The sequence below is a fragment of the Sulfitobacter alexandrii genome (assembly GCF_001886735.1).
Taxonomy (GTDB): domain Bacteria; phylum Pseudomonadota; class Alphaproteobacteria; order Rhodobacterales; family Rhodobacteraceae; genus Sulfitobacter; species Sulfitobacter alexandrii.
This window is the reverse complement of sequence record NZ_CP018076.1, coordinates 3,794,443-3,819,790: the sequence shown is the minus strand read 5'-3', so window position 1 is coordinate 3,819,790 and position 25,348 is coordinate 3,794,443. Positions and strand designations below refer to the sequence as shown.

Here is a 25,348-nt window from a genome sequence, read left to right as displayed (position 1 = left end):
GCCGGATGGGCGACAACACGCTGGTTCTCGGTCACCGGATTTCGGAATGGTGCGGCGTGGCGCCGGTGCTGGAAGAAGATATTGCGCTGGCCAACACGGCATTGGACCTGATCGGTCAGACGCAGCTGTGGCTGGGCCTTGCCGGCGAAGTCGAGGGCAAGGGTCGCGATGCCGACAGGCTGGCATTTCATCGCGATGTCTGGGACTTCCGGAACCTGCTGCTGGTGGAACAGCCCAACGGTGATTTCGGCCGCACCATGATGCGCCAGTTCCTGTTCGACGGCTGGCATCTGGCCCAGTTGAAGGGGTTGATGGAATCGCGGAACGACCAGATCGCGGCGATTGCGGAAAAGTCCGTAAAGGAAGTCACCTATCACCTTGAACGCGCGACCGACACCGTGATCGGATTGGGTGACGGGACCGAGGAAAGCCATCACCGGATGCAGGCGGCCCTCGACAGGCTTTATCCCTTCGTAGGAGAGATGTTCATCCCGGACGCGGTCGACGCAGAAATGGTGAGCGAAGGCATCGCACCCGATCCCGTCGCGCTGAGGCCCGGCTACGATGCGCTGCTGGACAAGGTGCTGGCCGAAGCGACACTGAAGAAACCGGAAGACGACTTTGCCCACAGGGGCGGGAAGTCCGGCGCGCGGCATACCGAACATCTGGGCCACATGCTGACCCAGATGCAATGGCTGCAACGCGCCTACCCCGACGCCACATGGTGACCGACAAACCCGACGTGGAAACGGTGTGGGCCTGGCTGTCAGCCGTGCCCGACCCCGAGATTCCGGTCATCTCCCTGACCGATCTCGGCATCATCCGGGACGTGCAATGGCGGGGTGATACGCTGGAGGTGTCGGTGACGCCGACATATTCCGGATGCCCGGCCACGAGCATCATCAACATGGATATCGAAACGGCACTGCGTGCCAAGGGGATCGAAAAACTGGAACTGAAGCGACAGCTTTCGCCAGCGTGGACCACCGACTGGATGACCGACACCGGCAAGGCCAAGCTCGAAGCCTACGGCATCGCGCCCCCGCAGCCGGCGGGCGGGCCTCGGCAGTGTCCGCACTGCAAATCCACCGAAGTCGAGAAGATCAGCCAGTTCGGATCGACCCCCTGCAAGGCGCAGTGGCGGTGCCTGTCCTGCCTTGAACCCTTCGACTATTTCAAATGCATCTGAGGCGCTGACATGAGCCAGTTTCATCCCGTCAAAGTGACCGACATTCACCGCACGATCCGCGACGCGGTCGTGCTGACGCTCGAACCCGAGAATCCTGACGCCTTCTCCTTTACCCAAGGCCAGTACCTGACGTTCCGGCAGGACTTCGACGGCACCGAATTGCGCCGAAACTATTCGATCTGCGCCGGTCTGGACGACGGAAAGCTGCAGGTGGGAATCAAGAAGGTCGAGGGCGGTGCTTTCTCCACCTTTGCCAACGAGACGCTCAAGGTTGGGGACACGCTGCACGTCATGCCGCCGCAGGGCAAGTTCTTCACGGCGATAGAACCTGAACGCGCCAAGAATTACCTCGGCTTTGCCGGCGGCTCGGGCATCACACCGGTGCTGTCCATTCTCAAGACCGTGCTGAAACGCGAGCCCTCATCGACCTTCACCCTTGTCTATGCAAATCGCGCGGTGAACACGATAATGTTCCGCGAGGAACTGGAAGATCTGAAGAACCACTTCATGGGGCGGCTGACCATCATCCACATGTTGGAATCGGGTCAGGATATCGAGCTTTTCACGGGTCGCGTGGACCAGCAGAAATGCGAGCAGCTCTTCAAGCACTGGATAGACGTAAACAGCATCGACACCGCGTTCATCTGCGGCCCAGAACCCATGATGCTTGCCATCGCGGACAGCCTGAAAGGCCACGGGTTGGAGCATGATCAGATCAAGTTCGAACTGTTCAGTGAAAGCCAGCAAGGCCAGCTCGCCAAAAAGGAAATGGCCAAGCGCAGCGAAGGCCAGAAGGGCACCGAGATCACGGTGATCATCGAGGGCGCCGAGCGAAGCTTTACCATGCAGAAGGGCCAGTCCGTGCTGGAAGCCGCGCTCGAAAACGGGCAGGACGCCCCGTTTTCCTGCAAGGCCGGCGTCTGTTCGACATGCATGGGCAAGGTACTGGAAGGCGAGGTGGAAATGATCAGCAACCACGCGCTCGAGGATTACGAAGTCGAACGCGGCTACGTGTTGACCTGCCAGAGCTACCCGCTGACCGACAAGCTGGTCATCGACTACGACACACACTGAGGAGACGACATGCTGGACGTCCAGAGTTTCGCCGCCGGTCGCTGGGTTGCCCCCGGTTCGGGTGCCCGCAACATCGCAAGCGCGATTTCCGGAGAGGTCATCGCCCGCGCGGGCAACGATGCGCTGGACGTGCAGGAGATGCTGTCCCACGCCCGCGAGGTCGGCGGCCCCGCCTTGCGCAAGATGACATTCCACGACCGCGCGCGGATGCTCAAGGCGCTGGCAGGCTTCCTTCAGGAGCGCAAACAGGCGCTCTATGACCTCAGCTATGACACAGGCGCCACGCTGAACGACCACAAGATCGACGTGGACGGCGGCATTGGCACGATGATGGTATTTGCGTCCAAGGGCCGGCGCGAGATGCCGGACGCGCATGTCTTCCTCGACGGCCCACCGGAACAGCTGGGCCGGTCGGGACAGTTCATGGGCCGCCACATCTGCACGCCGCTGCAGGGCGTCGCGGTGCATATCAACGCCTTCAACTTCCCGGTCTGGGGGATGCTGGAGAAGCTGGCGCCGACCCTGCTGGCCGGCGTGCCCGCGATCGTGAAGCCCGCAACCGCGACCTGCTATGTCACCGAGGCCTGCGTGCGCATGATGCTCGACAGCGGGGTGCTGCCCGAAGGGGCGGTGCAGCTTGTCTCGGGCGGGCTGGGCGACATGCTGGACCACCTTGACTGCCAGGATGCCGTGGCTTTCACCGGTTCCGCCGACACCGCGCTCGAGCTGCGCGGCAACCGCAACCTGATGGAAAACTCAGTCCGCTTCGCGTCGGAGCAGGACAGCCTGAACGCCTCCGTCCTCGGACCTGATGCGGCACCGGGCACGCCGGAGTTCGACCTTTTCGTGAAGGAAGTCCAACGCGAGATGACCGCGAAGGCGGGGCAGAAATGCACGGCCATCCGCCGCATCATGGTGCCCGAGGATCACGTCGGCGCGGTGCTGGAAGCGATTTCCACCCGCCTGCTCAAGACCACCGTGGGCGACCCGCGCGCGGAAGACACGCGCATGGGGGCACTGGTTTCCACCGCGCAGCGGGCCGACGTGCTGGAAAAGGCCGCGCTGATCGGCAAGGAGGCCGAGCGCGTCTTCGGCGATCCGGAGAATTTCGAGGTCGCGGGCGCGGATGCGGAAAAGGGCGCCTTCGTCCCGCCGATGCTGTTCTACTGCCGCGAGCCCGACACCGCGCAGCGCGTACATGACACCGAGGCGTTTGGCCCAGTCTCTACGGTCATGGCCTACCGCGATCTGGACCACGCGGTGAACCTGCTGAACCGGGGCAAGGGGTCGCTTGTCGCCTCCGTCATCACCAACGATGGCGCGGTCGCGCGCGAGCTGGCGCTGGGATCGGCGGCCTTCCACGGGCGGCTCTACTTCAACAACCGCGAGTCCATGGCCGAGGCGACGGGCCATGGCGCGCCGTTGCCGCACATGGTTCACGGCGGGCCGGGCCGCGCGGGCGGGGGCGAGGAACTGGGCGGCATCCGGGGCGTCATGCACTACATGCAGCGCACCGCCGTTCAGGGCAGCCCCGACATCCTGACGGCCATCGGTCAGCAGTGGGTGCCGGGCGCGACCGAGATATCGGACCGCGCACATCCCTTCACGCGGACGTTCGGCGACCTCGATCTGGGCGAGACCTTCAACTCTCCGTCCCGGACGGTGACGCTGGAGGATATCGAGACATTCGCCCATTTCACCGGCGATACCTTCTATGCCCACATAGACGACGAAGCGGCCAAGGCGAATCCCTTCTTTCCCGGGCGCGTCGCACACGGTTACCTGCTGCTCAGCTTTGCCGCCGGCCTGTTCGTGCAGCCCGATCCGGGGCCGGTGCTTGCCAATACCGGGCTCGACAACCTGCGCTTCATGGAACCTGTCGCAGCGGGTGACAGCATCAAGGTGCGCCTGACGGTGAAGCACAAGACACCGCGCAACGAGGAATACGGAGAGGTCAGGTGGCACGTGACCCTCACCAATCAGGACGACAAGCCTGTCGCAGAATACGAACTGCTGACGATGAATGCTTACTGAGGATTTCATCACCCTGACCGCCCCTCTGCGCGCGGTCGGGGGCGGGCGTGTCTGGTCGTTGATGATCAGCCTGTTCGGGGACCTTGCCCAGGAAGAAGGCACCGCGATTGACGGGCCGGTCCTGTCCGCGATGATGGCGCTTCTGGAGATCAGACCCGAAGCCGCGCGCGTTGCCCTTCATCGGCTGCGCAACGACGGATGGATCATCTCGGAAAAGGTCGGACGCATCAGCCGCCATAGCCTGAGTGAAAAGGGGCGCGCCGAAAGCGCGGCGGCCACGCCCCGCATTTATGCCCCACCCCCTGATGGCTCGGAAGGGTGGCAGATGGTCCTTCTGGAGTCGGTCGATGATCCGGTATCCGCGGACATGGCGGCGCACGGGTTTACCGCACTCTCCCCGCGGATGTTCGTGGGGCCAGCGGATATTCCGGCGCCCGGCAACGGCCTGTCGCTTGCCGGCGGCCACGTGCCGGACTGGCTGCTGGGACAACTGCGCGACGAAGCCATGCAGCGTACATATGCCGACCTGGCCCAGAGCCTGAACGACCTGAAAAACGCGCTGACGAAAGCGCGCGCGCTTTCCCCTTTGCAAAAGGCGGTCCTGCGCGGGCTGATCGTGCACAACTGGCGGCGCATCGTCCTGAAGAACCCGCCGCTCCCGCTGGCCTTGACCGAGCGGGGAGGCCCGGCCCGCCAGTCGCATCTTCTGGTGACGGAACTGCTGGCTGCGTTTCCCCGGCCGGCCCTGCGGGATCTTGCCGGACGCCCCGCCGGCTGATCCGGAACGCAACGCGCTTTCCCAAGAGGCGTTGTCGGGATATAGGATCACTCATGACAAACACGCTTTACCAGAAAGACCTGCCTGGCGACCTGGACCTCGGGCCTGTCGTCGCCATCGACTGCGAAACCATGGGCCTGAACCCGCATCGGGACAGGCTGTGCGTGGTGCAACTGTCTGGCGGGGATGGCAACGCGCACATGATCCAGATCTCCAAGGGTCAGACCGAGGCACCCAATCTGTCGAGGCTGCTGCGCGATCCCGACGTTCTCAAGCTTTTTCACTTCGGACGGTTCGACATCGCCGCGATGTTCAATGCCTTCGGTGCGCTGGCCACGCCGGTCTATTGTACAAAGATCGCGAGCCGTCTGGTGCGGACCTACACGGACCGGCACGGGCTGGCCAAACTGTTGCAGGAACTTCTGCAGGTCGACATCTCCAAGCAGCAGCAATCCAGCGATTGGGGTGCGGCAAAGCTCACCGAGGCCCAACTCGACTATGCCGCTTCCGACGTTCTGTACCTTCACAAGCTGCGCGAGAAGCTGGACGAGATGCTGGCACGCGAGGGCCGGACGGAGATCGCGCAGGCCTGCTTCGACTTTCTGCCGATGCGTGCAAGGCTGGACCTTGCCGGATGGGCCGATACGGATATCTTCGCTCATTCATGACCACACCATTTCTCGATACCGCCCGGCGGGTGATCCGCGCCGAAGCCGCCGCTCTGGAAACACTGGCCGACGGACTGGATGACCGCTTCCGCACCGCCATCGACATGATGCGCGCCTGCAAGGGACGGGTGATCGTCACGGGGATCGGAAAGTCCGGCCACATCGCCAAGAAGATCGCGGCGACGCTGGCCAGCACCGGGACGCCCGCACAATTCGTCCATCCCGCCGAGGCCAGCCACGGGGATCTGGGGATGATCACCGCGGTGGATGTGGTGCTTGCCATCTCGAATTCGGGCGAGGCGCCCGAACTCGGCAACCTGATCGCCTATTCACGACGCTTCGACATTCCCCTGATCGGCATGACCAGCCGCCCGGAAAGTGCGCTTGGCAGCCAATCGGACGTGATCCTTGCCTTGCCACAGCTTGGAGAAGCCTGCGGCACCGGGGCGGTGCCGACGATCTCGACAACCATGACACTCGCACTTGGTGACGCGCTGGCGGTCGCGCTGATGGAAAATCGTGCGTTTACCGCCGAGCATTTTCGCAACTTCCATCCGGGTGGCAAACTGGGCGCCCAGTTCAGCCGTGTGCGCGACCTGATGCACACGGGCGATGCGGTGCCGCTGGTGCCGGAGGACGCGGGCATGCCGCGTGCATTGGATGAAATCAGCGCAAAAGCTTTCGGCGTGACCGGCGTGATCGACGACATGGGGCGCCTGACCGGTATCATCACCACGGGCGATCTGGGCCGGCACATGGACGGTTTGATGTCTCTCAAGGCGCGCGACGTCATGACCCGTGCGCCGGTAACCATCAGACCCGACGACCTGGCCGAGCGTGCGGTCGGCATCATGAATGCGCGCAAGATCAACTGCCTGATGGTGGTCGATCCGGTCGCCCCGGAAATGCCGGCGGGTCTGCTGCATATCCACGACTGCCTGCGTGTAGGATTGGGCTGACCGTCATGCAGGCCGATCGCCATTCGCGCATGGTGTCCCTTCTCAAGGTTCTGTTCCCGCTGCTGGCGCTGGCGCTTCTATCGACGCTGTTCCTGCTGTCCCGGGCCGTCGATCCGGATTCGGCGATCCCCTTCGCGGACAAGGAAATTCAGGATCGCCTGCGGGACCAGCAGGTCACGGGCCCGTTTTTCTCAGGAACGACGGCCCAGGGCGATCTCATCTCGTTTTCGGCGGAAAAACTGACCACGCCCCAGAACGAGGTCGGCGCGAACCGGGCCGAAGACGTGCGTATCGTCATGGAGCTGATCGGCGGCACCAACCTGACTCTCCAGTCCGACGTCGCCCATTTCGAGATGCAGAAGGATCTCGCTGATCTCGAAGGCGAAGTGGTGATCGAAACATCGACCGACTACAGGATTCGCAGTGACCGGCTGATCACCCAGATGACCGAGCTGGATGTGCAGTCGCCCGGCCCGGTCCGCGCACAAAGTCCGATGGGAACCCTTGACGCAGGCAGCATGACGATAAGTTCCCCTCAAGAGGGGGGAGCCGCCCAATTGAATTTCACAGGCGGCGTGAAACTGGTATACGATCCCAAAGTATCAGAAGAGTGACGCACGTGAGCCATCTAAGATCCCTTTTGCTGCCCGTCTTTCTCATCCTGTTCGCAGGGTCTGCGCTGGCACAGGGCGCCAATGTCGCCTTCGGCACCATACGGCAGGATACGGACCAGCCGGTCGAAGTAACCGCCGACAACCTTTCGGTCGATCAGGAGACGGGTACCGCGATCTTTACCGGTAATGTCATGATCGGTCAGGGCGACCTGCGCCTCACCGCGGCCCGTGTCCTCGTGGTCTATCGTGAACAGAAGCAGGGCATCGCCCGGCTCGAGGCGACGGGCGGCGTGACGCTGGTGTCCGGCCCGGATGCGGCGGAATCCGATCGCGCCGACTATGACATCGACAACGGCACGATCGTGATGACGGGCAACGTTCTGCTGGCGCAGGGGCCCAGCGCCCTGTCTGCGGACAAGATGAGCGTGCGCCTGTCCGACGGGACCGCTGAAATGTCCGGCCGGGTACGGACCATCTTGCAGACCGGCAGCGACAACTGATGTCCTCGCCCGAGCTGAGTGTATCTGAGGGCCACTCCGGCCTGCGGATACAACACCTGCGCAAGTCCTATCGAAAGAAGACCGTGATCCGGGATTTCTCGATGCACCTCAATCGGGGCGAGGTCGTCGCGCTGTTGGGACCGAACGGGTCCGGCAAGACGACCACGTTCTACGCTGTTGCCGGGCTGGTGACGCCCGAAGGCGGGAGCGTGACAGTGGACGGCAAGGATGTGACCCTGCTGCCCATGTACCGGCGCGCGCAGTTGGGGATCGGATACCTGCCGCAGGAGATGAGCATTTTTCGCGGCCTCAGCGTTCAGGACAACATCGCCGCGATCCTCGACATCGCGGTCTCGAAGCGACACAAGCGGCGCGAACGATTGGAGGAGCTGCTGTCGGAGTTTTCCATCGAACATCTGCGCCGCGCGCCCGCACTGGCCCTGTCCGGCGGCGAACGCCGCCGGGTCGAAATCGCACGCTGTCTCGCGGCGAACCCGAAGTATCTCTTGCTCGACGAACCCTTCGCCGGCGTCGACCCGATCTCGGTCGGAGATATCCGTCTGCTGGTCGCCGATCTGAAAACCCGCGGGATCGGCGTGCTCATCACGGACCACAACGTTCGTGAAACGCTCGAGATCGTGGATCGCGCCTATATCCTGCACGAAGGCAAGGTGCTGATGTCGGGCACGCCGGACGAGGTGGTCCAGAACGAGAACGTTCGCCGGGTCTACCTCGGTGAGAACTTCCGCATATCTTGAAAATTGGTTAACGCCGCACGGCGATATTTGGCTGCCCGACACGGGTTCACCATTGACTTTGAAGCGCGTTCTTGGCCTCATTGACCCATGGCAACACTGCGTTCCCGTTCGAGACTGCACCCGCCTTCACGTCAAGGCACGGTCGAGAATAGCCCGAGCGCAGAGCCATCTTTCCGCATTTGAGCAATGTCAGTAACCACCCCGGTGGCCCATATGCCATTGCCCGAAGAAGTGATAACAAGGAGAAGCTATGCGGTATCAAATCAGCGGCAAACAGATCGACATCGGCGAAGCGTTGCAGACCCACGTCAAGGAGGAGCTTGGCGCGGCTGTCGGAAAATACGCGGAGCGGCCGACGGACGCGCAGGTCGTCTTTTCCAAGTCGGGGCACGAGTTTGTCTGCGAGGCGACCGTGCACCTTTCCACCGGCCTCACGGCATCCGCGAAAGCCCACAACGCCGAGATCTACGCCGCCTTTGACGGTTGCTGCGAGAAAATGGAAAAGCAACTGCGCCGATACAAGCGCAGGTTGAAGGATCACCACCAGGTCCGCGCCGAACCGGTTGAACTTTTTGGCGCCTCCTCGTATATCCTTGCCTCTACAGACGATTCTGACGCTCAGGAACCCGACACTCTCCAACCCATGATTATTGCCGAAATGCAGACCAAGATCGCGACCTTGTCTGTTGGTGAAGCTGTCATGCAGATGGAACTCGCAGGGGCCCCCGTGCTGGTGTTTCGCAAGGAAGGCAAAGAGGGGCTCAATGTCGTGTATCGCCGCGAAGACGGCAACATCGGCTGGATAGACCCCTGATCGAGAACCGGGTTTCTCCCGGAGACAAAGGGCAGGAAAACCGAATGGGACTTGCAAAACTACTCAAGCCGGAAGCGGTGAAAGTCGTGAATGCGGCCTCGAGCAAGAAGCGCCTGATGCAGGACCTCGGTGATCTGGTCGAATCCGTTTACGGGTTCCAGGCCAACTCCGTCGTTGAAGCCCTTATGGCAAGAGAGGCCCTCGGGCCAACGGGTGTGGGCCACGGCGTGGCCCTCCCCCATGCCAGACTGGATGGACTGGATGCCGTTGTCGGGGCGTTCATCCTGCTCGACCGGCCTGTCGATTTCGCGTCTGTCGACCGCCAGCCGGTGGACATCGCTTTCGCACTTTTCGCTCCGGAAGAGGCTGGGGTCGAACACCTCAAGGCGCTTGCGCTGGTGTCGCGCACGCTGCGGGACAGTGCGATTTGCAGCAAGCTCCGCGCGAATCCCGATCCGGCGACACTCTATACCATCCTGACCGAGGAACCTTCGGTTCAGGCCGCCTGATCCGGCGCTATTTCCAGCGCGAAAAGCCGAACGTGAGATAATCCCGTTGATAGGCCTGTGCGGCCAGCTTCTCTATCTCGTCGTCGTAGATATCGTCCAACGTGAAGGGCTGATCCGGTTCCGCCGGTGATGGCGGCGGCGCGTCGGCGAGCCCCACGGAGGCGGCCAAGGCAGGTAGTTCGACCGCCATTTCGGCTTCGCGGATGATCCGGTCCGGCAGGCACAGTTCGCCGAAGCCCTGGATTGCCTGTGCCTGCGAACACCACGCCGCATCGACACGTATGGCCGTCTGCCCGGCCAGATTTCCCTTCAGCCACGACAAGAAGGCGGCAAATGCGGCCCGATGCTCTGCCACGGTGTAGGATGTATCGGGGCCGTCGGGTGGCAGCGGCATGTTGTATCGGCGTATCATCGTCTTGCGCAATTGTACGAAACTGCCCTTGCCCGTGCTCAGGATATGCCGACAGAATGCATCGTGCGCGCGCGCCAGCGGATGACGGATCACGGTAAAGCTGCGATGCCCCGGACGGTCGCGCTGCCACTGGCGCAGCTCCTTTTGCGACATCTTCGTGTTGAGCGCACCGCGGCCCACGCCGTCCACAGCCGCCAGCCAGTCCATGATCTCGACCCGAGGCGCAGATCGAAGCGGCAGGTATAGCAGTGGCGCCTCGGCCGCCGTGACATAGGAGGGAACATTCGGCCCACGTCGCGGCTCGAAGTTCGGCGTGCGGGTCAGATCGAACCGGTCAAGCCGCGCCAACGCGCCGATCATCTCTTCGTAGTTGCTGACCTTGGCCGAGATCGGGCTGGGATTCTGTTTCTTCAGGTTGGTATCGAGATTCTCCAGTGTCTCGTTCACACCAAGAAATTTCGCGAGGCCATTCATGACATCGACGCTCTGCAGGTCTTCGTAGGCCACGTAAAATGCCGTCTGCCCGCTGACCTGCAGCCGATTCATCAACTCGATCTGAAACGCCTGCAGGGCTTCCAGATGCGCCTCGAACTCGCGGGCATCGAAAACCGCCTGTGCCGCCTTGTGCGCCTTGACGTCCGTCAGCTTCCATTGGCCGGTTTCCTGCGCGATCTTCCAGCTGACGTAACTCTCCACCGGGTTCCGGGTCAGGATGATCTTGGCGCATCTAGGATCGTCCATGATGGCGTCGAAGACGCGCGGATCATGGTCATGGAAATACCGAAAACCGCTCAGTCGCGCGGTGTTTTTCCGGATCGCGTCCAGCAAGGCGTGGGGGTCGCGGTCGCGCGTTTTCTGGTCGATACCGAGGATCGGTTCGTTGTGCGGATAGCCCAGGAAATGCGGATTGAACGCCTCGCCGTGGCAGTTCAGTCCCTTGAAGGCGTTGAGGTTGCTTTCAAGAAAATTCGACCCTGTCCGCATTTCGGCAAACACGACGAAGCTGTGGAATCTGTCGGTCATGCCTTATTGCACCAGGTAGGGTTTCCGTTGGGTCTTCTGGTTGGAGGTCACGCCCCGCTCGGCTGGAAAATCGCCCATCAGGTAGGGGTGCATCCCCTGGTTCTTGAGATTCTGCAGGAACTGTCCGAACCCGCTGAGGTCCACCATCTTGGGCGCCTCCGAAAGCCGGCGAAGCTTGGTGCGGCCGATCTCGTCCAGAATGCCTTGCAAGGGCTCCATCGGTGCCTCGATGAATTCGGCCATTGTCCAGATACGCACTCTTGCCTTGGTATATGGCGACCGCAGGATATCCATGTGCTCGCTCTCGACCTTCTGGAGATGCGCGGCAATCGTGCGAATCTCGGAGAAGTCCATGTTGGAACGGAACAGGGGCACCGCCCATGCGCCGGTTATTACCGAAACCTGTGCGTTCGGATCCTTGGCGACGCGCCAGTTGATGTCCTGATTGTCGGAGGGTCCGAACTGGAAGCACTGGCGCTCGCCCCGCGTGTTCCAGATCAGGTTGGTCAGGAACGCCTTGCTGTTGTAGTCGCGCAGCGTGGGCGACCGCGACAGGGCGCCGTTGATCGCCGTCTGACCATCGGCGTAATGCACACCGTCCTTGGCGAAAAGATGCCCGTGGACCCGCGCACCCGTTGCCTTGGCCAGCCACGGCTCGAAATTTTCGAAAAGCTCCGCGAACCCCTGAAACATGGAATAGGGCGCCGCGGTGACGCCGTTTTCCCAGTCCTCGTTCGGAAAGCGGCTTTGCATGTAAAGGCCGGACCGACCACGCGTCCGCCGCTCCACCGCCTTGGAGAATATGCGATCGATCTTCCCGGGGTTCGGCTCGGTCTTCTTCATCGCGCCGGCAGCATCGGTGAGAAACGCCTCGTACAGACGATCGGCATATGGCCAGATCTTGCGCGCGACAAAGCAGTCGGACCGGCGCAGGAGTTGAAGGTGGTCATCGTAGAAGATGTGTGGTTTGCCTTGGAAGTCGAACTTGGAAAGCGTCAGCGACCGGCTTTCGATCCTTTCGGAGTAAAGCCGCGCGAGAGATTGAAAATAGGCTTCGTCCGGAATCCAGACATGGCGGAAGAACCGGTCATAGGTGGGCCGTTCCGGATCCTGAAGGATCGCGGAGAGCGTGCGACGGGACAGACACCACCATTGCGACCCCATGTGAGGGATGATCCCGTTCGGCATCTTGCGCTTGAGGCCGAGTGTGCGCTGGAACGCCACCGCCTTGTCGAAGAAGTATCGGTTCTTCTTCCACGAAAAGGGGAAGTGAAGGGTAAAGCGTTCCTCGTCCAGGCCGCCGACGGTCCAGGGGACATCGGCCGTTGTCGCGCTTTCGATGAAATCGGTATTGGGCCGTTCGTCGAGATAGTCGATCAGCTCCTGCACCGGGCGCAAGGGCAGACAGGAGCCGGAAGCCAGGTAGACATGCTTGATCTCGGGATGGCTGGCCAGCAGCAGTTCGGACGCGCTTTGCGATGCGGCGACGATCCCCCACGTCCCCCATTCGCAGCGAAAGCGCGCGCAGAAGGACACGTTCTTGAGATCCGAAAGGGCGGCCACGAAGGTGTCGTAGGTCTTGCGCGGTACGACCTTGTCCACGTGAATGACCACCGGGCAGCCCGCTGCCGACCAATGGCGCGCAACCTGTTCCGCGCGCCCCAGCGCGGTATGCACCAGCATGGCGATCCCGACCGTCATGCCCAGTTCCCCTTGGACATGAGGCCCAGAATCTCAAGCTGGCGCCAGTTGATGTAGCGCTCGGACCACTTGCACCAGAGCTGGGGGTCTTCCTTGAGCCGCTCGGCATAGGCCTTGTACTCGACCGAGCCGGCATAGTGCTGCGAGCGCTCAAGCTCCTCCGCGGCCTTGGCCCCGAAGGTATCTATGAACTTGGCATGGAGAAGCACGCCCGAAGCTTTCTCGCCGCCCCATTCGTCGTAGACCTGGTTCAGGCCGCGCGGCAGCAACATGTGGGTTGAACTGACATAGGTGTACCGCCTGTCCCATTTAACCAGCGGCACCTTGTTCAATGCCGGTGCCTTCTCCGGCGTCTCGGGAAAGAACACCCGTGCGCGTGGTCCGCCCTGTATCCAGAGGTTGGTGAACAGGTGATTGCGCGAGATCGTGTAGTTTCCGCTGTCGAACCACGCCGCGATTTCCATCGGGTTCTGGCCGGGATGGTAGGGCTGCTCGTCCAGTCGGCCCTTGGGGTACATGTCCAGCAGCATGGCCGAAAAGGATTTGATGGAGGACGCATCCAGCCAGTCCGTCAATGCCCGCAAGGGGCGGGTATCGCAGAAGGGGTAGATGAGAAACTCGTCGGGATCGACCGTCAGCGCCCAATGGCCGTGGGCATACTTGCGCGCCAGCCAGTTCAGCCAATCCACGCCGAAGCGCGCGCGCTTGTAGCTGGCTGTCGTGCTCCAGACCGAAACGTCGGGCTGATCCGCAAGGTAATCGAGCGATCCGTCAGTACTGTCATTGTCGACAAAGAAGAAATGGCCGATCCCCATGTCGCGGTAATAATCGAGAAAATAGGGCAGCCGGATGCCTTCGTTTCGCTGCGTGCAGAACAACAGAAGGTCATCCGGGCGGATCTGTCCGGTCCGGTTCGCGACCCGCTTCAGTTCACGCCGCTTGCGCAGGGCGCGAATACGCCAGCGCTTGCGCTGAATCCTCAGCCAATATGACTGCAAAACTCCCAAAGACCGCCCTCTACCTCGCCGATCAGGCCGCGATGCAAGGCGCTACCATCTTGACCTTAACACGGTCTTGAAGTGTTGGTCCCAGCCCGGACCGACAAAGGACATCGCCCCGTATGCACCTTTCGGCTTCTCCGCCCACTCATTAAGCACGTTTATCCACAAATACCGATCAGAAACAGGTGCGTAAACGGCATTCTCACCCAAAAACTCGTGCAAGACTTCCAAATCGTTGCATAAAACGCGCGTTCCCAACTGTGCCGCTTCCAGGGGAGGAAATCCGAAGCCTTCTGCAAGGCTGGGGAACAATGCGCCGGATGCGCCCTGGACCAACGCGGCAAGCGCCGCATCTCCGAGGCCCGGCAGTTCCCGCACAGGGTGATCTGGCGGCAGCGCGTCCAGCCGCGCGAACAGTCTGTCGTTGTTCCAGCCGCGGCTGCCACAAAGGAAAAGGGGCGGGACGGACGGGCCCATTTCCTCCCACAGATCCAGAAGGAACGCGTGGTTCTTGCGCGGCTCCAGCGTCCCGACCGTCACAAAATACGGCCCCGAAGGTGGCAGCCCGTCGGGAAGCGCAGAGGAATCGGGCGTTGGCAGGTCCGTGCCCAGATAGGCCACCACGTCGGGCGGCACGCGACCCATGGCGTTCAAGGCTTTCCGCGCGCGGCTGCGGGTATCCTCCGAGTTGTAGATCACCCAATCCGACCATGCGCTGACCCGACGCATCTTTGCTTCGAAGGTCGCGACGGTCCCTGCGCGTTGAAAGTCGGGATGCTCCAACGGAATGACGTCATGAACCAGAACATGGACGCGCCCCCCGGCCCCCTTGACGCCGCCCAGAACGCGATCCGTCAGGTTGCTGTGACCCACATTGAAGTAATCGAAACCGTCCGGGAATTGCCGTTGCAGCAGGCGCGGCAGGCCCGCCCGCCGTACCCGCGCCACGGCCAAGCGTCGAAGATCGCTTTCGGCACGCCGGACGATCCCGGGCCGTCGCCGTGCGAGTCGGGAGAGCAGATCGGCGCGGCCCCATGCGTCGCGCCCCTCCACCCGGTCGATGAAACAGGCCAGCCCGAACCTGTCCAACAGGACGTAGCCCAACGCGGTGCGCACCAAGCCCCAACAGGGTACGTCGTCGTGCAGGAACTGCCGCAGATACGCCAACTCGACACGGTCCACTCCCGTGGCGACACGTCCGGCCCGGCGCAGGCTGCGGGTCAGGTCCAGCAGACGCGCGGGCGTTGGATTATGCCTCGTAGTGTCCAGTTTGGTGCCATCTCCATGCGTCGGTTATCATCTGCCTGAGCGTGGACCGGTGCGGTGTCCATCCCAGTTCCTTCTTTGCCCGCTCCGAGCCCGATACCAGCTTGGTGCAATCCCCTGCCCTGCGGGGCCCCGCGACGTGGGGTACCTCTTTGTTCGTTACCTCGCGACTGTGCTCCAGCACCTCGCGCACCGAAAAGCCGCTTCCGGTGCCCAGATTGAAGACCCGGCTTCCCTTGCCGTTCTTGAGCCATTCGAGCCCCAGAACATGCGCATCGACCAGATCGCAGACGTGCACGTAGTCGCGGATGCAGGTGCCATCCGGTGTATCGTAATCCGTGCCGTGAATGGTGAGCGCGTCGCGCTTGCCCGCGATGGCATCCAGCATCAGCGGTACGAGATGGGTTTCGGGTTGGTGGAACTCGCCCACCTCTCCTTCCGGATCCGCGCCCGCCACGTTGAAGTATCTGAATATGACGTGCCGCAGACCGTCGGACGCCTCGAAATCGCGCAGGATATCTTCGATCGCGCGTTTCGAGGCTCCGTAGGCGTTCAAGGGATACTGGGCCGAGTTTTCATCCAGGACGACGTTGTCCTGATCCCCGTAGGTGGCGCATGTCGAGGAAAAGACGAAATCCTTGCACTCCGCTTCGACCGCCGCCTCGATCAGTGTCAGCGACCCCGCGACATTGTTGCGCCAGTACTTACCGGGGTGCGCCATCGCTTCGCCGACTTGGCTGAGCGCGGCGAAATGCATGACGGCAACGGGGCTGTACCTGGCGAAAACTTCATCGAGCCGCGCACGGTCCAGCAGATCCCCCTGCTCGAACGGGCCGAATTTCACCGCGTCCCGCCAGCCGGTTTCGAGATTGTCGTATGTCACCGGCGTGAAGCCCGCGTTTCTCAATGCCTTGCAGGCATGCGACCCGATATAGCCCGCGCCGCCGGTGACCAGGACATTGCTCATGCTCACCCTCTCCGATGCGCCTACTGCGCTGCCTTGTCGACCTGCATGATGCTGCTGAGATAGGAATGCAGATCATCCCGCAGATCATCGCGGGCCAGGCCGAAGGCGACGGTCGCCTGCAGGAAACCGGACTTGGAACCGCAGTCAAAGCGCTGGCCCCGGAAACGATAGCCGTAGACGGGGTTGTCCTGTTCGATGTCGCGGGCAATGGCATCGGTCAGTTGTATCTCGCCGCCCGATCCCGACTTTATCTGGTTCAGGTTGCGCAGCACGGAGGGTTCGAGAATGTAGCGGCCGATCACCGCGAGGTTCGACGGCGCATCTTCCGCGCGCGGTTTTTCGACCATGCCCTTGACCTTGACCATGTGGCCCATGTCCTCGGATACATCGAGCATCCCGTAGGACGAAGCGCGCTCCGGCTCAACCTCCATCGCGGCGACCATGTTTCCGCCGGTCTCGGCGTAGGCCTCGACCATCTGCTGAAGGCAGGGTTTTTCGGCGGCGATCACATCGTCGGGCAGCATCACGGCGAAAGGTTCATTACCGATAAGACGCCGCGCACACCATACCGCGTGGCCCAGCCCCAGCGCCCGGTGCTGCCGAATATAGGCGATGGCACCGCTGTCCATGTTGGTGTCCTGAAGCGCCTTCAGAAGGTCTTCCTTGCCCTTCTTGCGAAGTTCCTGCTCGAGCTGCGGCGCGTGGTCGAAGTAATCCTCCAAGGCACCCTTGCCGCGTGAGGTCACGAAGATGAATTCCTTGATCCCGGCGGCGCGCGCCTCGTCGATCGCGTACTGAACAAGTGGCCTGTCCACGAGGGTCATGATTTCCTTGGGCACCGACTTGGTCGCCGGAAGGAACCGGGTTCCCAGACCGGCAACGGGAAAAATTGCCTTTGTGACTTTCTTGCGCATCTTGATCCTAAGTCCCTTCGAAGTGGCCTTTGCCAACCTGTTATACGAATTTGCGTCGCCAATAACTGATCCAGATCAGCATGAGCAGAATAATTCCCAGCCTTCTGTCTGGATCGCTACCTACTCTTCGCGCAATCCACGCTGACTGGCAACGCGCTTCCGTTCCTTTTTCAGCCGCCCCATGCGCGAGATAACGCTGAAAAGTGGCATTTCGCGGTCGGCTTTTCCGAAAATGCCGCCTTGGTGCAGCCATACTCCGTCCGGTTCGAAACTGACGGTGTGAAAAGCGGCGGAGGGAGACAGCGAAATCAGCGTCACGATTTCGCCGTTCCGCGCCCGCTCAGCCGCCTTGCGCCTGTCCCGCCGCAGCCGGATGGGACGGGTCGGCAGGACCGAAGATGAGCGCGGTGCCGACGGAAAAGGGTGGAACGGGGCCTGCGGATGACTTGGCAGACGGGCCGGAAGGAGCGGCCGACGGGCCCCTTCCGCATAACCCTGATCGAGCCGTCCCATGAGGTGGCGGACCTGAAACGGGTCGAGCGGGCCGCTGACGAGATACCGGAACAGCCGCTCCTGTTCGGCCCGGCGGAGGCGCGCCCATTGCGCCTCATACTCGGCAGGAGGCACATGCTTGCGCTGGAACACGGCCCAGCTTGCACCAATGTCGAACAGGTCTTTCGGCACCCGGTTGCTCCCGCGCAACCTGTTGGCGGCGAACCCATGGTGCACCTCTGCCAGCGGCACGATCGCGGTGGCCAGACCCGCGCGTGCCAGCCGCATGTTCAGGTCGGTCTCGTCAAGGAAGTAATGAAAGGCGGGGTCGAACCCGCCCAACTCGACCAATACCTCGCGGCGAAAGGCCATGTTCGTCCCTTCCGTCTTGACCGCACTCGCCTTGGGCGGGGAAAGAACCGTCGGACGGCGGGGATCGACCTTGATCGAACGGGCTTCTCCGAAGCGGTCGAGCCTGCGGGCGCGCCATTGAAAGGAAATGCCGTTCCGCCCCCGGACGAACCCTCCCATCGCTGCCACGTCCGACCGGAAAGCAGGCTGGACAAGATGCCGAAGCCATTGCGGCTCGGGCACGGCGTCGTCGTCGATGAAAGCGATGATCTCCCCCGCGGCCTGCGCGATACCGAGGTTGCGCGCCGCAGAGATGTTCGGCTCGTCGAAGGGTACTATTTTAAGGTCCTCGGCAAACCCGCTCCGGCGCGCCGTCTCGACGCCGCCGGGATCCGCAACCACGACGACCTCGAAACTGGGGTACTGAAGCTGCGATACGCCCAGCAGGCAGCGTCGCAGCGCCTCGGGTCGCCCCCGGCTGACGATGACGACGCTGACCGTCAGATCATTCATTCAAGTCCCATCTGGGCCATCATCGCTTCGATCTTGGGCACGTCTTCCGGATTGTTCAGCTCCCAGAAGGCCCGGCCCCGCGACGTTACCTCTACACACAGAACGGCGCGCCCATTCTCCACGAAGCGCAGTTGTTCCAGTCCCTCAAGCTGCTCGAGCGGCCCGGTGGGCCATGACGGATAGGCCGCAAGCGCGTCGGGCCGATAAGCATAGACACCGACGTGATGAAAGACCGGGGTCCGGTCGCCTTCGGCATAGGCGTTCGAGGTGAAGGGGATCACCTCCTTCGAGAAGTAGAGGGCCCGATGATCCGCCGCAAATACCGCCGTTGTGCCACCGATACGACCCGCAGCGCGATCCGCCAGAAGACTGTTGAGCGTCGCACCGTCACAGCGCAGGACCGGTGTCGCGATTCCCGCCTCGGGCGCGCTCCGCAGCCCCTCCACAAGGCTCTCGACGAACCAGTGCGGCGTCAGCGGCGCGTCGCCCTGCAGGTTCACGACGATGTCGAATGCGCCGCCCAGCGCCGCATGGGCCTCGGCACATCTTTCGGTGCCGTTGGCACAGTCTGCCGACGTCATGACCACTTCGGCTCCGAAAACCTCGGCGGCGCTTTTGATCCGGTCGTCGTCCGTTGCGACAACCACGCGATCCACGCCGTTGACCGCGCAGGCCGCCAGCCATGATCTTTCGATCAGGCTGCGGGACACACCGCCCGCCCCCCTGAGCTGGGCGAGCGGCTTGCCCGGATAGCGTGTCGAGGCGTAGCGCGCGGGGATGACTACCAGTACGGACATCAGGCGGTTTTCAGGTCGACACCCGGCGCGTGGGCGATGAAGAACGGATTGGCGAAACCTTCCTTGCCATAGCGCAGCGGTGTGAGATCGTCGAAACGGACGACGGCGCCACCGGCACCGCGCAACACGGCGTCACCTGCCGCCGTGTCCCATTCCATCGTGCGGCCAAGGCGCGGATAAAGATCCGCCTCCCCTGTGGCGACGAGGCAGAATTTCAGGGACGACCCCGCGCTCTTCATGTCCTTGACTGCGTATTTCGAGATATAGTCATCGGTTGCCTGATCGCGGTGGGACTTCGATGCCACCACCATCAGGGCCGAGTTGTCTGCATCAGATACCGCAATCGGTTCGACCGCGCCGACGGTGTCCTTGTCGAACGCGCCCGTCTCCTCGACAGACTGCCCGTCGGCTCGGGTGAAGAACATCCGCAATTTTGCCGGGGCATAGACAACTCCGCGGGTCGGCACGCCGCCTTCGACCAGCGCGATGTTTACCGTGAAATCGCCGCGCCGGTGAATGAACTCCTTGGTTCCGTCCAATGGATCGACGATCAGGAAAGTGTCCCCCTGTGCCGCGTGGGTCGCTGCCTGCTCTTCCGTGACCAGCGTCATCTCGGGGAACGCCGCGCGCAGTCCTTCCGAAATGATCGCGTCGGCTGCTTCATCTGCCGCGGTTACCGGGCTGTCGTCCGATTTTGCCTTAACGTCGAAATCGTCCCGACCGTAGATCTCCATGATCATGTCACCCGCCTCCAGGGACAGTTTCCGCATCACAGTCACCAATTTTTCATAGTCCATAATAATTTGCCCATATCGCATTCGTTGATTAGTCGGCGCGCCCCCCTTATGCTGCGCTACCAACGGAACGGCAAGAATTCCGTGACAGCATGGCCAGATCAGAAGGCAGTCCAGATGTTCCAGTCCACACGCAAGCCGAAGGGCGGTTTCAGTTCCGCCATGGCCATGGCCGAACTGGTTTACCACTCGGTCGTCCGGTCTGTCCGCAAGCAGCACAACAACGCCTTTGTCGCGATCTTCACCAACATGCTGCAGGCGATCATGTTCGTGCTGGCGTTCTATGTGATGTTTTCGGTTCTCGGGATGCGCAGCGCGGCGCTGCGCGGCGATTTCCTTGTCTACATCATGACCGGCATCTTCCTGTATCTCACGCATACGAAGGCGCTCGGCGCCGTGGCGGGGTCCGAAGGGCCGGCAAGCCCGATGATGCAGCACGCGCCGATGAACACGATCATCGCCATCGCATCGGCGGCCGTGGGCGCGCTCTACATTCAGGTCCTGTCGCTCTTCGTGATCCTGTTCGCCTACCACGTGGCCTGGACCCCGCTCGAGATTGATCAGCCGATCGCCGCGTTCGGGATGTTGCTGATTGCCTGGTTCACCGGCTGCGCACTCGGGCTGGTGCTGCTGGCGATGAAACCGTGGTTCCCCACCGTCGTCAGCATGTTCAGCATGATCTACCAGCGCGCAAACATGATCGCGAGCGGCAAGATGTTCGTTGCCAACACCCTGCCCAGCTTCATGCTGGCGATGTTCGACTGGAACCCCCTGTTTCACGTGATCGACCAGTGTCGCGGCTTTGCCTTCATCAACTACAATCCGCGATACACCAACTGGGAATACGCGATGTGGGTTGGACTGGCCTTTGTCGTTATCGGCCTGATGGGTGAATTCTACACGCGCAGACACGCCTCGATCAGTTGGAACGCGCGGCGCTGAACGCTCGATGTCGCCAAGGGGCCACGGCCCCGGCGACCTGCGGGACGTCATCGTTCCCGATTCCTGAAAAATCATCGCAGAATCCGCTGTGCCTTCTCATCCAGATGGTTGCGAGGGCCTTGGCTGCTCACTATATACCCACCGAACCGCTGGATGCAGACGCATCCGGTGTCACCGGATCGGGGCAAGGGTGCCGTAACGGGCCTGCGCCTCGTGTCATCGCCTTGAATAGTATGAGGGATCGAAAACATGGCCAAAGTAATCGGCATTGACCTTGGAACCACCAACTCCTGCATCGCCATCATGGATGGCAGCCAACCGCGCGTGATCGAAAACGCGGAAGGTGCGCGGACCACGCCTTCCATCGTGGCCTTCACCGACGACGAAAGGCTCGTCGGTCAGCCTGCGAAACGCCAGGCCGTCACCAACCCCGAGAACACCATCTTCGGCGTCAAGCGTCTGATCGGACGCCGCAATGACGACTCCGATCTTGCCAAGGACCGCAAGAACATGCCGTTCGAAGTCATCGACGGCGGCAACGGCGACGCATGGGTGCGTGCCAAGGGTGACAAGTATTCGCCCAGCCAAATTTCGGCGTTCATTCTGGGCAAGATGAAGGAAACGGCGGAAAGCTATCTCGGTGAGGAAGTCACCCAGGCTGTCATCACCGTGCCGGCCTACTTCAACGACGCGCAGCGGCAGGCCACCAAGGACGCAGGCAAGATCGCGGGCCTTGAAGTCCTTCGGATCATCAACGAGCCGACGGCCGCCGCGCTGGCCTATGGCCTCGACAAGGAAAACTCCCAGACCATCGCTGTCTATGACCTTGGCGGCGGTACGTTCGACGTGACCATCCTCGAGATCGACGATGGCCTTTTCGAAGTGAAATCCACCAACGGCGATACCTTCCTTGGTGGCGAAGACTTCGACATGCGGATCGTCAACTACCTCGCGGACGAGTTCAAGAAAGAGCACCAGGTCGACCTGACCAAGGACAAGATGGCCCTGCAGCGCCTCAAGGAAGCTGCGGAAAAGGCAAAGATCGAACTTTCCAGCTCCAGCCAGACGGAAATCAACCAGCCGTTCATCTCCATGGGCTCCAACGGCCAGCCGCTGCACATGGTCATGAAACTGACCCGAGCCAAGCTGGAAAGCCTGGTGGGTGACCTGATCAAGGCGTCGCTGAAGCCGTGCAAGGACGCCCTGAAGGATGCCGGTATCTCCGCCTCCGACATTGACGAGGTCGTGCTGGTCGGTGGTATGACCCGCATGCCGAAAGTGGTCGAGGAAGTGACCAAGTTCTTCGGCAAGGAGCCGCACAAGGGCGTGAACCCGGACGAGGTCGTCGCACTCGGCGCCGCGATCCAGGCCGGCGTGCTGCAGGGCGACGTGAAAGACGTGGTCCTTCTGGACGTGACCCCGCTTTCGCTGGGCATCGAGACGCTGGGTGGCGTGTTCACCCGCCTGATCGATCGGAACACCACGATCCCGACCAAGAAGAGCCAGGTGTTCTCGACCGCCGAGGACAACCAGAACGCCGTGACCATCCGGGTCTTCCAGGGTGAACGCGAGATGGCGGCCGACAACAAGCTGTTGGGGGCATTCAATCTCGAAAACATTCCGCCCGCGCCGCGGGGGATGCCCCAGATCGAGGTGACCTTCGACATCGACGCCAACGGCATCGTGTCGGTCGGCGCGCTCGACAAGGGCACCGGTAAGGAACAGAAGATCACGATCCAGGCGTCCGGTGGTCTGTCCGAAGAGGACATCGAGAAAATGGTCAAGGACGCCGAGGAGAACGCGGAGTCCGACAAGGAACGTCGCGCGCTGGTCGATGCGAAAAACCAGGCCGAAAGCCTGATCCACTCGACCGAGAAGTCGCTGGAAGAGCATTCCGACAAGGTCGACCCGACCACCGTGGAAGCGATCGAACTGGCGATTGCCGCGCTCAAGGATGATCTTGAGGGTGACAGCGCCGACAAGATCAAGTCGGGCATCCAGAACGTGACCGAAGCGGCCATGAAACTGGGCGAGGCGATCTACAAGGCCGCCCAGGAAGAGGGCGAGGACGTCGCGGATGCGGCGGACGAGCAACCGAAGCGCGGCCGCGATGACGACGACATCGTCGACGCCGATTTCGAAGACCTCGACGACGACAAGCGCGCGTAATCCCGCGCGAGGGAACCAATGACAGGGCCGGTCCGATTCAGGCGGGCCGGCCCTTCACGTTCCAGCAAAAGGACATGATCCATGGCAAAACGTGATTATTACGACGTGCTTGGTGTCTCCAAAGGTGCATCGGCCGACGAGATCAAGAAGGGCTATCGCCAGAAGGCCAAGGAGTTCCATCCCGACCGGAACAAGGACAACCCGGACTCCGAGGCGAAATTCAAGGAAGCCAACGAAGCCTACGAGGTACTCAAGGACGCGGAAAAGAAAGCCGCTTATGACCGTTTCGGCCATGCCGCGTTTGAAGGTGGCATGGGCGGCGGCGGTGGCGGGCGGCGCCCCGGCGGCGGCTTTGGCGGTGGCCAGGGCGATTTCTCCTCCGCTTTCTCGGACGTTTTCGACGATCTTTTCGGCGACTTCATGGGCGGCCGCGGCGGCGGTGCCGGCGGACGTCGCGCAGCACGCGGTGCCGATCTGCGCTACAACCTCGGCATCTCGCTCGAAGAGGCCTATTCGGGGCTGCAGAAGTCCATCAACGTGCCGACATCGGTGCAATGCGGCGCCTGCGATGGCTCGGGCGCGGAAGGCGGCGCGGAGCCGACGACCTGCCCCACCTGTTCGGGCATGGGCAAGGTGCGCGCGCAGCAGGGCTTCTTTACCGTCGAGCGGACCTGCCCGACCTGTTCCGGCATGGGACAGATCGTCAAGAACCCCTGCAAGACCTGCCGTGGCGCGGGTCGCGTTGAAAAGAACCGTTCGCTCAGCGTCAACATTCCGGCGGGCGTGGAAACGGGCACGCGCATCCGCCTGGCGGGCGAAGGCGAAGCGGGCATGCGTGGCGGCCCTTCGGGCGACCTCTACATCTTCATCGAGGTCAAGGAACACGAGCTGTTCGACCGTGACGGTCCGAACCTGTTCTGCCGCGTTCCCGTGTCGATGAGCACGGCAGCCTTGGGCGGCAACATCGAGGTGCCGACGATCGACGGCGGCCGCGGTCGCGTGCAGATCCCGGCTGGCAGCCAGTCGGGCCGCCAGATGCGCCTGCGCGGCAAGGGCATGCCCCCGTTGCGCGGCGGTGGTACCGGCGACATGATCATCGAACTTGCCGTGGAAACACCGGTCAACCTGACCGCGCGGCAGAAGGAATTGCTTCAGGAGTTCGAGGATCTGTCGGCGGACAACAATCCCGAGAGCAGCAGCTTCTTTTCCAGCGTGAAGAGTTTCTGGGACTCGATGAAGGGCTGAGCGTCGGTCCGGGCGGTGCCCGGGCCGACACCCATCGCAGCACGTGCTGCGAGGATTGCGACTGTTAACCAGATCGTAACCAGACTCCGATGATCCTTCGGCATGGATCAATTCGACGAAAAACCATTGCCGTTCCTTCTGGACGAGGCCCCTGAAACGGTACCTCTGACCGGCAAGCAACCCTCTTACATCAAGGATCACCGCCAGCGTTTGCGTGCCCGTTTCATGGCCGGGGGCGCGGCGGCGATGCCGGATTACGAGTTGCTCGAACTGGTGCTTTTTCGGGCAATTCCGCGCCGCGACGTCAAACCGCTTGCCCATGCGCTGATGCAGCGTTTCGGCGATTTCAACCGGGCTGTCTCGGCCCCCGAGGCGCGTTTGCGCGATGTGCCCGGCGTGGGCGATGCCGTCATCGTCGAACTGAAGATCGTCGAGGCGGCGGCCCAACGACTGGCCCGCGCCAAGGTGTTGAAGCAGCAGGTTGTTTCCAGCTGGGACGCGCTGCTGGACTACTGCCACACCACGATGGCCCACCGTGAGACAGAGCAGTTTCGCGTTCTATACCTCGATCGCAAGAACGTCCTGATCGCGGACGAGGAACAGGCAAAAGGCACGGTCGATCACGTGCCCGTCTATCCGCGGGAAGTCGTGAAGCGCGCCCTGGAACTGAACGCGTCCGCGTTGATCCTCGTGCATAATCATCCCTCAGGGGATCCGACGCCATCGGGACCGGACATCGACATGACGGCACAGATCGCAGCCGCCTGCGCTGCCCTGAACCTGACGCTCCACGATCACCTGATCATCGGCAAATCGACCGAACTGAGCTTCCGGTCAGAAGGGTATCTCTAGGCACCCGGGCTG

Annotated in this window: 25 protein-coding genes; 16 read left to right on the top strand and 9 right to left on the bottom strand. The window is 62.1% G+C overall.

What is annotated here, in order from left to right; genetic code table 11:
- Positions 1–5 precede the first annotated feature (5 nt).
- From paaC to BOO69_RS18555, 12 genes are all read left to right on the top strand, one after another.
- A complete protein-coding gene (gene paaC / locus BOO69_RS18610; protein WP_071973920.1) occupies positions 6–728 on the top strand; it encodes a 1,2-phenylacetyl-CoA epoxidase subunit PaaC in 723 nt (240 codons plus the stop codon).
- Positions 722–1,189, top strand: a complete 468-nt coding sequence (gene paaD / locus BOO69_RS18605) for a 1,2-phenylacetyl-CoA epoxidase subunit PaaD (protein ID WP_071973537.1) — start codon at positions 722–724, stop codon at positions 1,187–1,189. Before paaC ends, paaD begins: the two co-directional genes overlap by 7 nt.
- A gap of 9 nt (positions 1,190–1,198) precedes the next feature.
- On the top strand, positions 1,199–2,263 hold the full coding sequence (locus BOO69_RS18600; protein WP_071973536.1) for a 2Fe-2S iron-sulfur cluster-binding protein: 1,065 nt from the start codon (positions 1,199–1,201) through the stop codon (positions 2,261–2,263).
- 9 nt (positions 2,264–2,272) lie between these two features.
- Positions 2,273–4,297, top strand: a complete 2,025-nt coding sequence (gene paaZ / locus BOO69_RS18595) for a phenylacetic acid degradation bifunctional protein PaaZ (RefSeq protein WP_071973535.1) — start codon at positions 2,273–2,275, stop codon at positions 4,295–4,297.
- On the top strand, positions 4,287–5,075 hold the full coding sequence (locus tag BOO69_RS18590; RefSeq protein WP_071973534.1) for a PaaX family transcriptional regulator C-terminal domain-containing protein: 789 nt from the start codon (positions 4,287–4,289) through the stop codon (positions 5,073–5,075). Before paaZ ends, BOO69_RS18590 begins: the two co-directional genes overlap by 11 nt.
- Before the next feature lie 53 nt (positions 5,076–5,128).
- Entirely contained in the window at positions 5,129–5,743 is a 615-nt protein-coding gene (locus tag BOO69_RS18585) for a ribonuclease D (protein WP_071973533.1), read from the top strand.
- Positions 5,740–6,702: a KpsF/GutQ family sugar-phosphate isomerase gene (locus tag BOO69_RS18580; RefSeq protein ID WP_071973532.1), complete on the top strand. Its 963-nt coding sequence runs from the start codon at positions 5,740–5,742 to the stop codon at positions 6,700–6,702. Before BOO69_RS18585 ends, BOO69_RS18580 begins: the two co-directional genes overlap by 4 nt.
- 5 nt (positions 6,703–6,707) lie before the next feature.
- Positions 6,708–7,316 (top strand): LPS export ABC transporter periplasmic protein LptC, encoded by a 609-nt coding sequence (gene lptC, locus BOO69_RS18575; protein ID WP_071973531.1) that lies wholly within the window; start codon positions 6,708–6,710, stop codon positions 7,314–7,316.
- A gap of 5 nt (positions 7,317–7,321) precedes the next feature.
- Positions 7,322–7,816 carry a lipopolysaccharide transport periplasmic protein LptA gene (gene lptA, locus BOO69_RS18570; protein WP_418361298.1) on the top strand — a complete coding sequence of 165 codons (495 nt, stop codon included), beginning with the start codon at positions 7,322–7,324 and terminating at the stop codon, positions 7,814–7,816.
- Positions 7,816–8,574, top strand: coding sequence for an LPS export ABC transporter ATP-binding protein (gene lptB, locus BOO69_RS18565; protein WP_071973529.1), 759 nt, complete (start codon positions 7,816–7,818; stop codon positions 8,572–8,574). The genes lptA and lptB overlap by 1 nt, the downstream gene beginning before the upstream one ends.
- Positions 8,575–8,824: 250 nt before the next feature.
- Positions 8,825–9,388: a ribosome hibernation-promoting factor, HPF/YfiA family gene (gene hpf / locus BOO69_RS18560; protein ID WP_071973528.1), complete on the top strand. Its 564-nt coding sequence runs from the start codon at positions 8,825–8,827 to the stop codon at positions 9,386–9,388.
- 44 nt (positions 9,389–9,432) lie between these two features.
- The gene (locus tag BOO69_RS18555; RefSeq protein ID WP_071973527.1) at positions 9,433–9,897 is read left to right on the top strand and encodes a PTS sugar transporter subunit IIA; all 465 of its coding nucleotides are present in this window, start codon (positions 9,433–9,435) and stop codon (positions 9,895–9,897) included.
- A gap of 7 nt (positions 9,898–9,904) precedes the next feature.
- On the opposite strand, the gene BOO69_RS18550 is transcribed toward BOO69_RS18555, so the two are convergent.
- The 9 genes from BOO69_RS18550 to cysQ form a co-directional block, all read right to left on the bottom strand.
- Entirely contained in the window at positions 9,905–11,332 is a 1,428-nt protein-coding gene (locus BOO69_RS18550) for a nodulation protein NodH (RefSeq protein WP_071973526.1), read from the bottom strand.
- 3 nt (positions 11,333–11,335) lie between these two features.
- Positions 11,336–13,033, bottom strand: coding sequence for a DUF5927 domain-containing protein (locus tag BOO69_RS18545; protein ID WP_071973525.1), 1,698 nt, complete (start codon positions 13,031–13,033; stop codon positions 11,336–11,338).
- Positions 13,030–14,016, bottom strand: coding sequence for a glycosyltransferase family 2 protein (locus tag BOO69_RS18540; protein WP_172839574.1), 987 nt, complete (start codon positions 14,014–14,016; stop codon positions 13,030–13,032). The genes BOO69_RS18545 and BOO69_RS18540 overlap by 4 nt, the downstream gene beginning before the upstream one ends.
- A 66-nt stretch (positions 14,017–14,082) precedes the next feature.
- Positions 14,083–15,201 (bottom strand): glycosyltransferase, encoded by a 1,119-nt coding sequence (locus BOO69_RS18535; RefSeq protein ID WP_237267522.1) that lies wholly within the window; start codon positions 15,199–15,201, stop codon positions 14,083–14,085.
- Positions 15,202–15,283: 82 nt separating this feature from the next.
- Entirely contained in the window at positions 15,284–16,267 is a 984-nt protein-coding gene (galE, locus tag BOO69_RS18530; RefSeq protein WP_071973522.1) for a UDP-glucose 4-epimerase GalE, read from the bottom strand.
- Between the two features lie 20 nt (positions 16,268–16,287).
- Positions 16,288–17,181, bottom strand: coding sequence for a UTP--glucose-1-phosphate uridylyltransferase GalU (galU, locus tag BOO69_RS18525; RefSeq protein ID WP_071973521.1), 894 nt, complete (start codon positions 17,179–17,181; stop codon positions 16,288–16,290).
- 120 nt (positions 17,182–17,301) lie between these two features.
- Complete coding sequence (locus BOO69_RS18520) at positions 17,302–18,537, bottom strand: glycosyltransferase family 2 protein (RefSeq protein WP_071973520.1); 1,236 nt, start codon at positions 18,535–18,537, stop codon at positions 17,302–17,304.
- Positions 18,534–19,334, bottom strand: coding sequence for a 3-deoxy-manno-octulosonate cytidylyltransferase (locus BOO69_RS18515; RefSeq protein ID WP_071973519.1), 801 nt, complete (start codon positions 19,332–19,334; stop codon positions 18,534–18,536). Before BOO69_RS18515 ends, BOO69_RS18520 begins: the two co-directional genes overlap by 4 nt.
- A complete protein-coding gene (gene cysQ, locus BOO69_RS18510; protein ID WP_071973518.1) occupies positions 19,334–20,131 on the bottom strand; it encodes a 3'(2'),5'-bisphosphate nucleotidase CysQ in 798 nt (265 codons plus the stop codon). Before cysQ ends, BOO69_RS18515 begins: the two co-directional genes overlap by 1 nt.
- Before the next feature lie 114 nt (positions 20,132–20,245).
- Here cysQ and BOO69_RS18505 point away from each other — a divergent pair, with 114 nt between their 5' ends.
- From BOO69_RS18505 to radC, 4 genes are all read left to right on the top strand, one after another.
- Positions 20,246–21,070 (top strand): ABC transporter permease, encoded by an 825-nt coding sequence (locus tag BOO69_RS18505; RefSeq protein WP_071973517.1) that lies wholly within the window; start codon positions 20,246–20,248, stop codon positions 21,068–21,070.
- A 249-nt stretch (positions 21,071–21,319) separates the two neighbouring features.
- The gene (gene dnaK, locus BOO69_RS18500; protein ID WP_071973516.1) at positions 21,320–23,239 is read left to right on the top strand and encodes a molecular chaperone DnaK; all 1,920 of its coding nucleotides are present in this window, start codon (positions 21,320–21,322) and stop codon (positions 23,237–23,239) included.
- Positions 23,240–23,320: 81 nt separating this feature from the next.
- On the top strand, positions 23,321–24,484 hold the full coding sequence (dnaJ, locus tag BOO69_RS18495) for a molecular chaperone DnaJ (protein WP_071973515.1): 1,164 nt from the start codon (positions 23,321–23,323) through the stop codon (positions 24,482–24,484).
- Positions 24,485–24,586: 102 nt separating this feature from the next.
- Complete coding sequence (radC, locus tag BOO69_RS18490) at positions 24,587–25,336, top strand: RadC family protein (RefSeq protein WP_071973514.1); 750 nt, start codon at positions 24,587–24,589, stop codon at positions 25,334–25,336.
- Positions 25,337–25,348: the final 12 nt, after the last annotated feature.

Coding starts and splice junctions, on each gene's coding strand:
- BOO69_RS18600 (WP_071973536.1), top strand. CDS start 1,199: ATGAGCCAGTTTCATCCCGTCAAAGTGACCGACATTCACCGCACGATC.
- dnaK (WP_071973516.1), top strand. CDS start 21,320: ATGGCCAAAGTAATCGGCATTGACCTTGGAACCACCAACTCCTGCATC.
- hpf (WP_071973528.1), top strand. CDS start 8,825: ATGCGGTATCAAATCAGCGGCAAACAGATCGACATCGGCGAAGCGTTG.
- lptB (WP_071973529.1), top strand. CDS start 7,816: ATGTCCTCGCCCGAGCTGAGTGTATCTGAGGGCCACTCCGGCCTGCGG.
- lptC (WP_071973531.1), top strand. CDS start 6,708: ATGCAGGCCGATCGCCATTCGCGCATGGTGTCCCTTCTCAAGGTTCTG.
- BOO69_RS18590 (WP_071973534.1), top strand. CDS start 4,287: ATGCTTACTGAGGATTTCATCACCCTGACCGCCCCTCTGCGCGCGGTC.
- paaD (WP_071973537.1), top strand. CDS start 722: ATGGTGACCGACAAACCCGACGTGGAAACGGTGTGGGCCTGGCTGTCA.
- BOO69_RS18505 (WP_071973517.1), top strand. CDS start 20,246: ATGTTCCAGTCCACACGCAAGCCGAAGGGCGGTTTCAGTTCCGCCATG.
- cysQ (WP_071973518.1), bottom strand. CDS start 20,131: ATGGACTATGAAAAATTGGTGACTGTGATGCGGAAACTGTCCCTGGAG.
- paaC (WP_071973920.1), top strand. CDS start 6: ATGGGCGACAACACGCTGGTTCTCGGTCACCGGATTTCGGAATGGTGC.
- BOO69_RS18555 (WP_071973527.1), top strand. CDS start 9,433: ATGGGACTTGCAAAACTACTCAAGCCGGAAGCGGTGAAAGTCGTGAAT.
- galE (WP_071973522.1), bottom strand. CDS start 16,267: ATGAGCAATGTCCTGGTCACCGGCGGCGCGGGCTATATCGGGTCGCAT.
- BOO69_RS18545 (WP_071973525.1), bottom strand. CDS start 13,033: ATGACGGTCGGGATCGCCATGCTGGTGCATACCGCGCTGGGGCGCGCG.
- BOO69_RS18515 (WP_071973519.1), bottom strand. CDS start 19,334: ATGTCCGTACTGGTAGTCATCCCCGCGCGCTACGCCTCGACACGCTAT.
- radC (WP_071973514.1), top strand. CDS start 24,587: ATGGATCAATTCGACGAAAAACCATTGCCGTTCCTTCTGGACGAGGCC.
- BOO69_RS18520 (WP_071973520.1), bottom strand. CDS start 18,537: ATGAATGATCTGACGGTCAGCGTCGTCATCGTCAGCCGGGGGCGACCC.
- BOO69_RS18550 (WP_071973526.1), bottom strand. CDS start 11,332: ATGACCGACAGATTCCACAGCTTCGTCGTGTTTGCCGAAATGCGGACA.
- paaZ (WP_071973535.1), top strand. CDS start 2,273: ATGCTGGACGTCCAGAGTTTCGCCGCCGGTCGCTGGGTTGCCCCCGGT.
- BOO69_RS18580 (WP_071973532.1), top strand. CDS start 5,740: ATGACCACACCATTTCTCGATACCGCCCGGCGGGTGATCCGCGCCGAA.
- galU (WP_071973521.1), bottom strand. CDS start 17,181: ATGCGCAAGAAAGTCACAAAGGCAATTTTTCCCGTTGCCGGTCTGGGA.
- BOO69_RS18585 (WP_071973533.1), top strand. CDS start 5,129: ATGACAAACACGCTTTACCAGAAAGACCTGCCTGGCGACCTGGACCTC.
- dnaJ (WP_071973515.1), top strand. CDS start 23,321: ATGGCAAAACGTGATTATTACGACGTGCTTGGTGTCTCCAAAGGTGCA.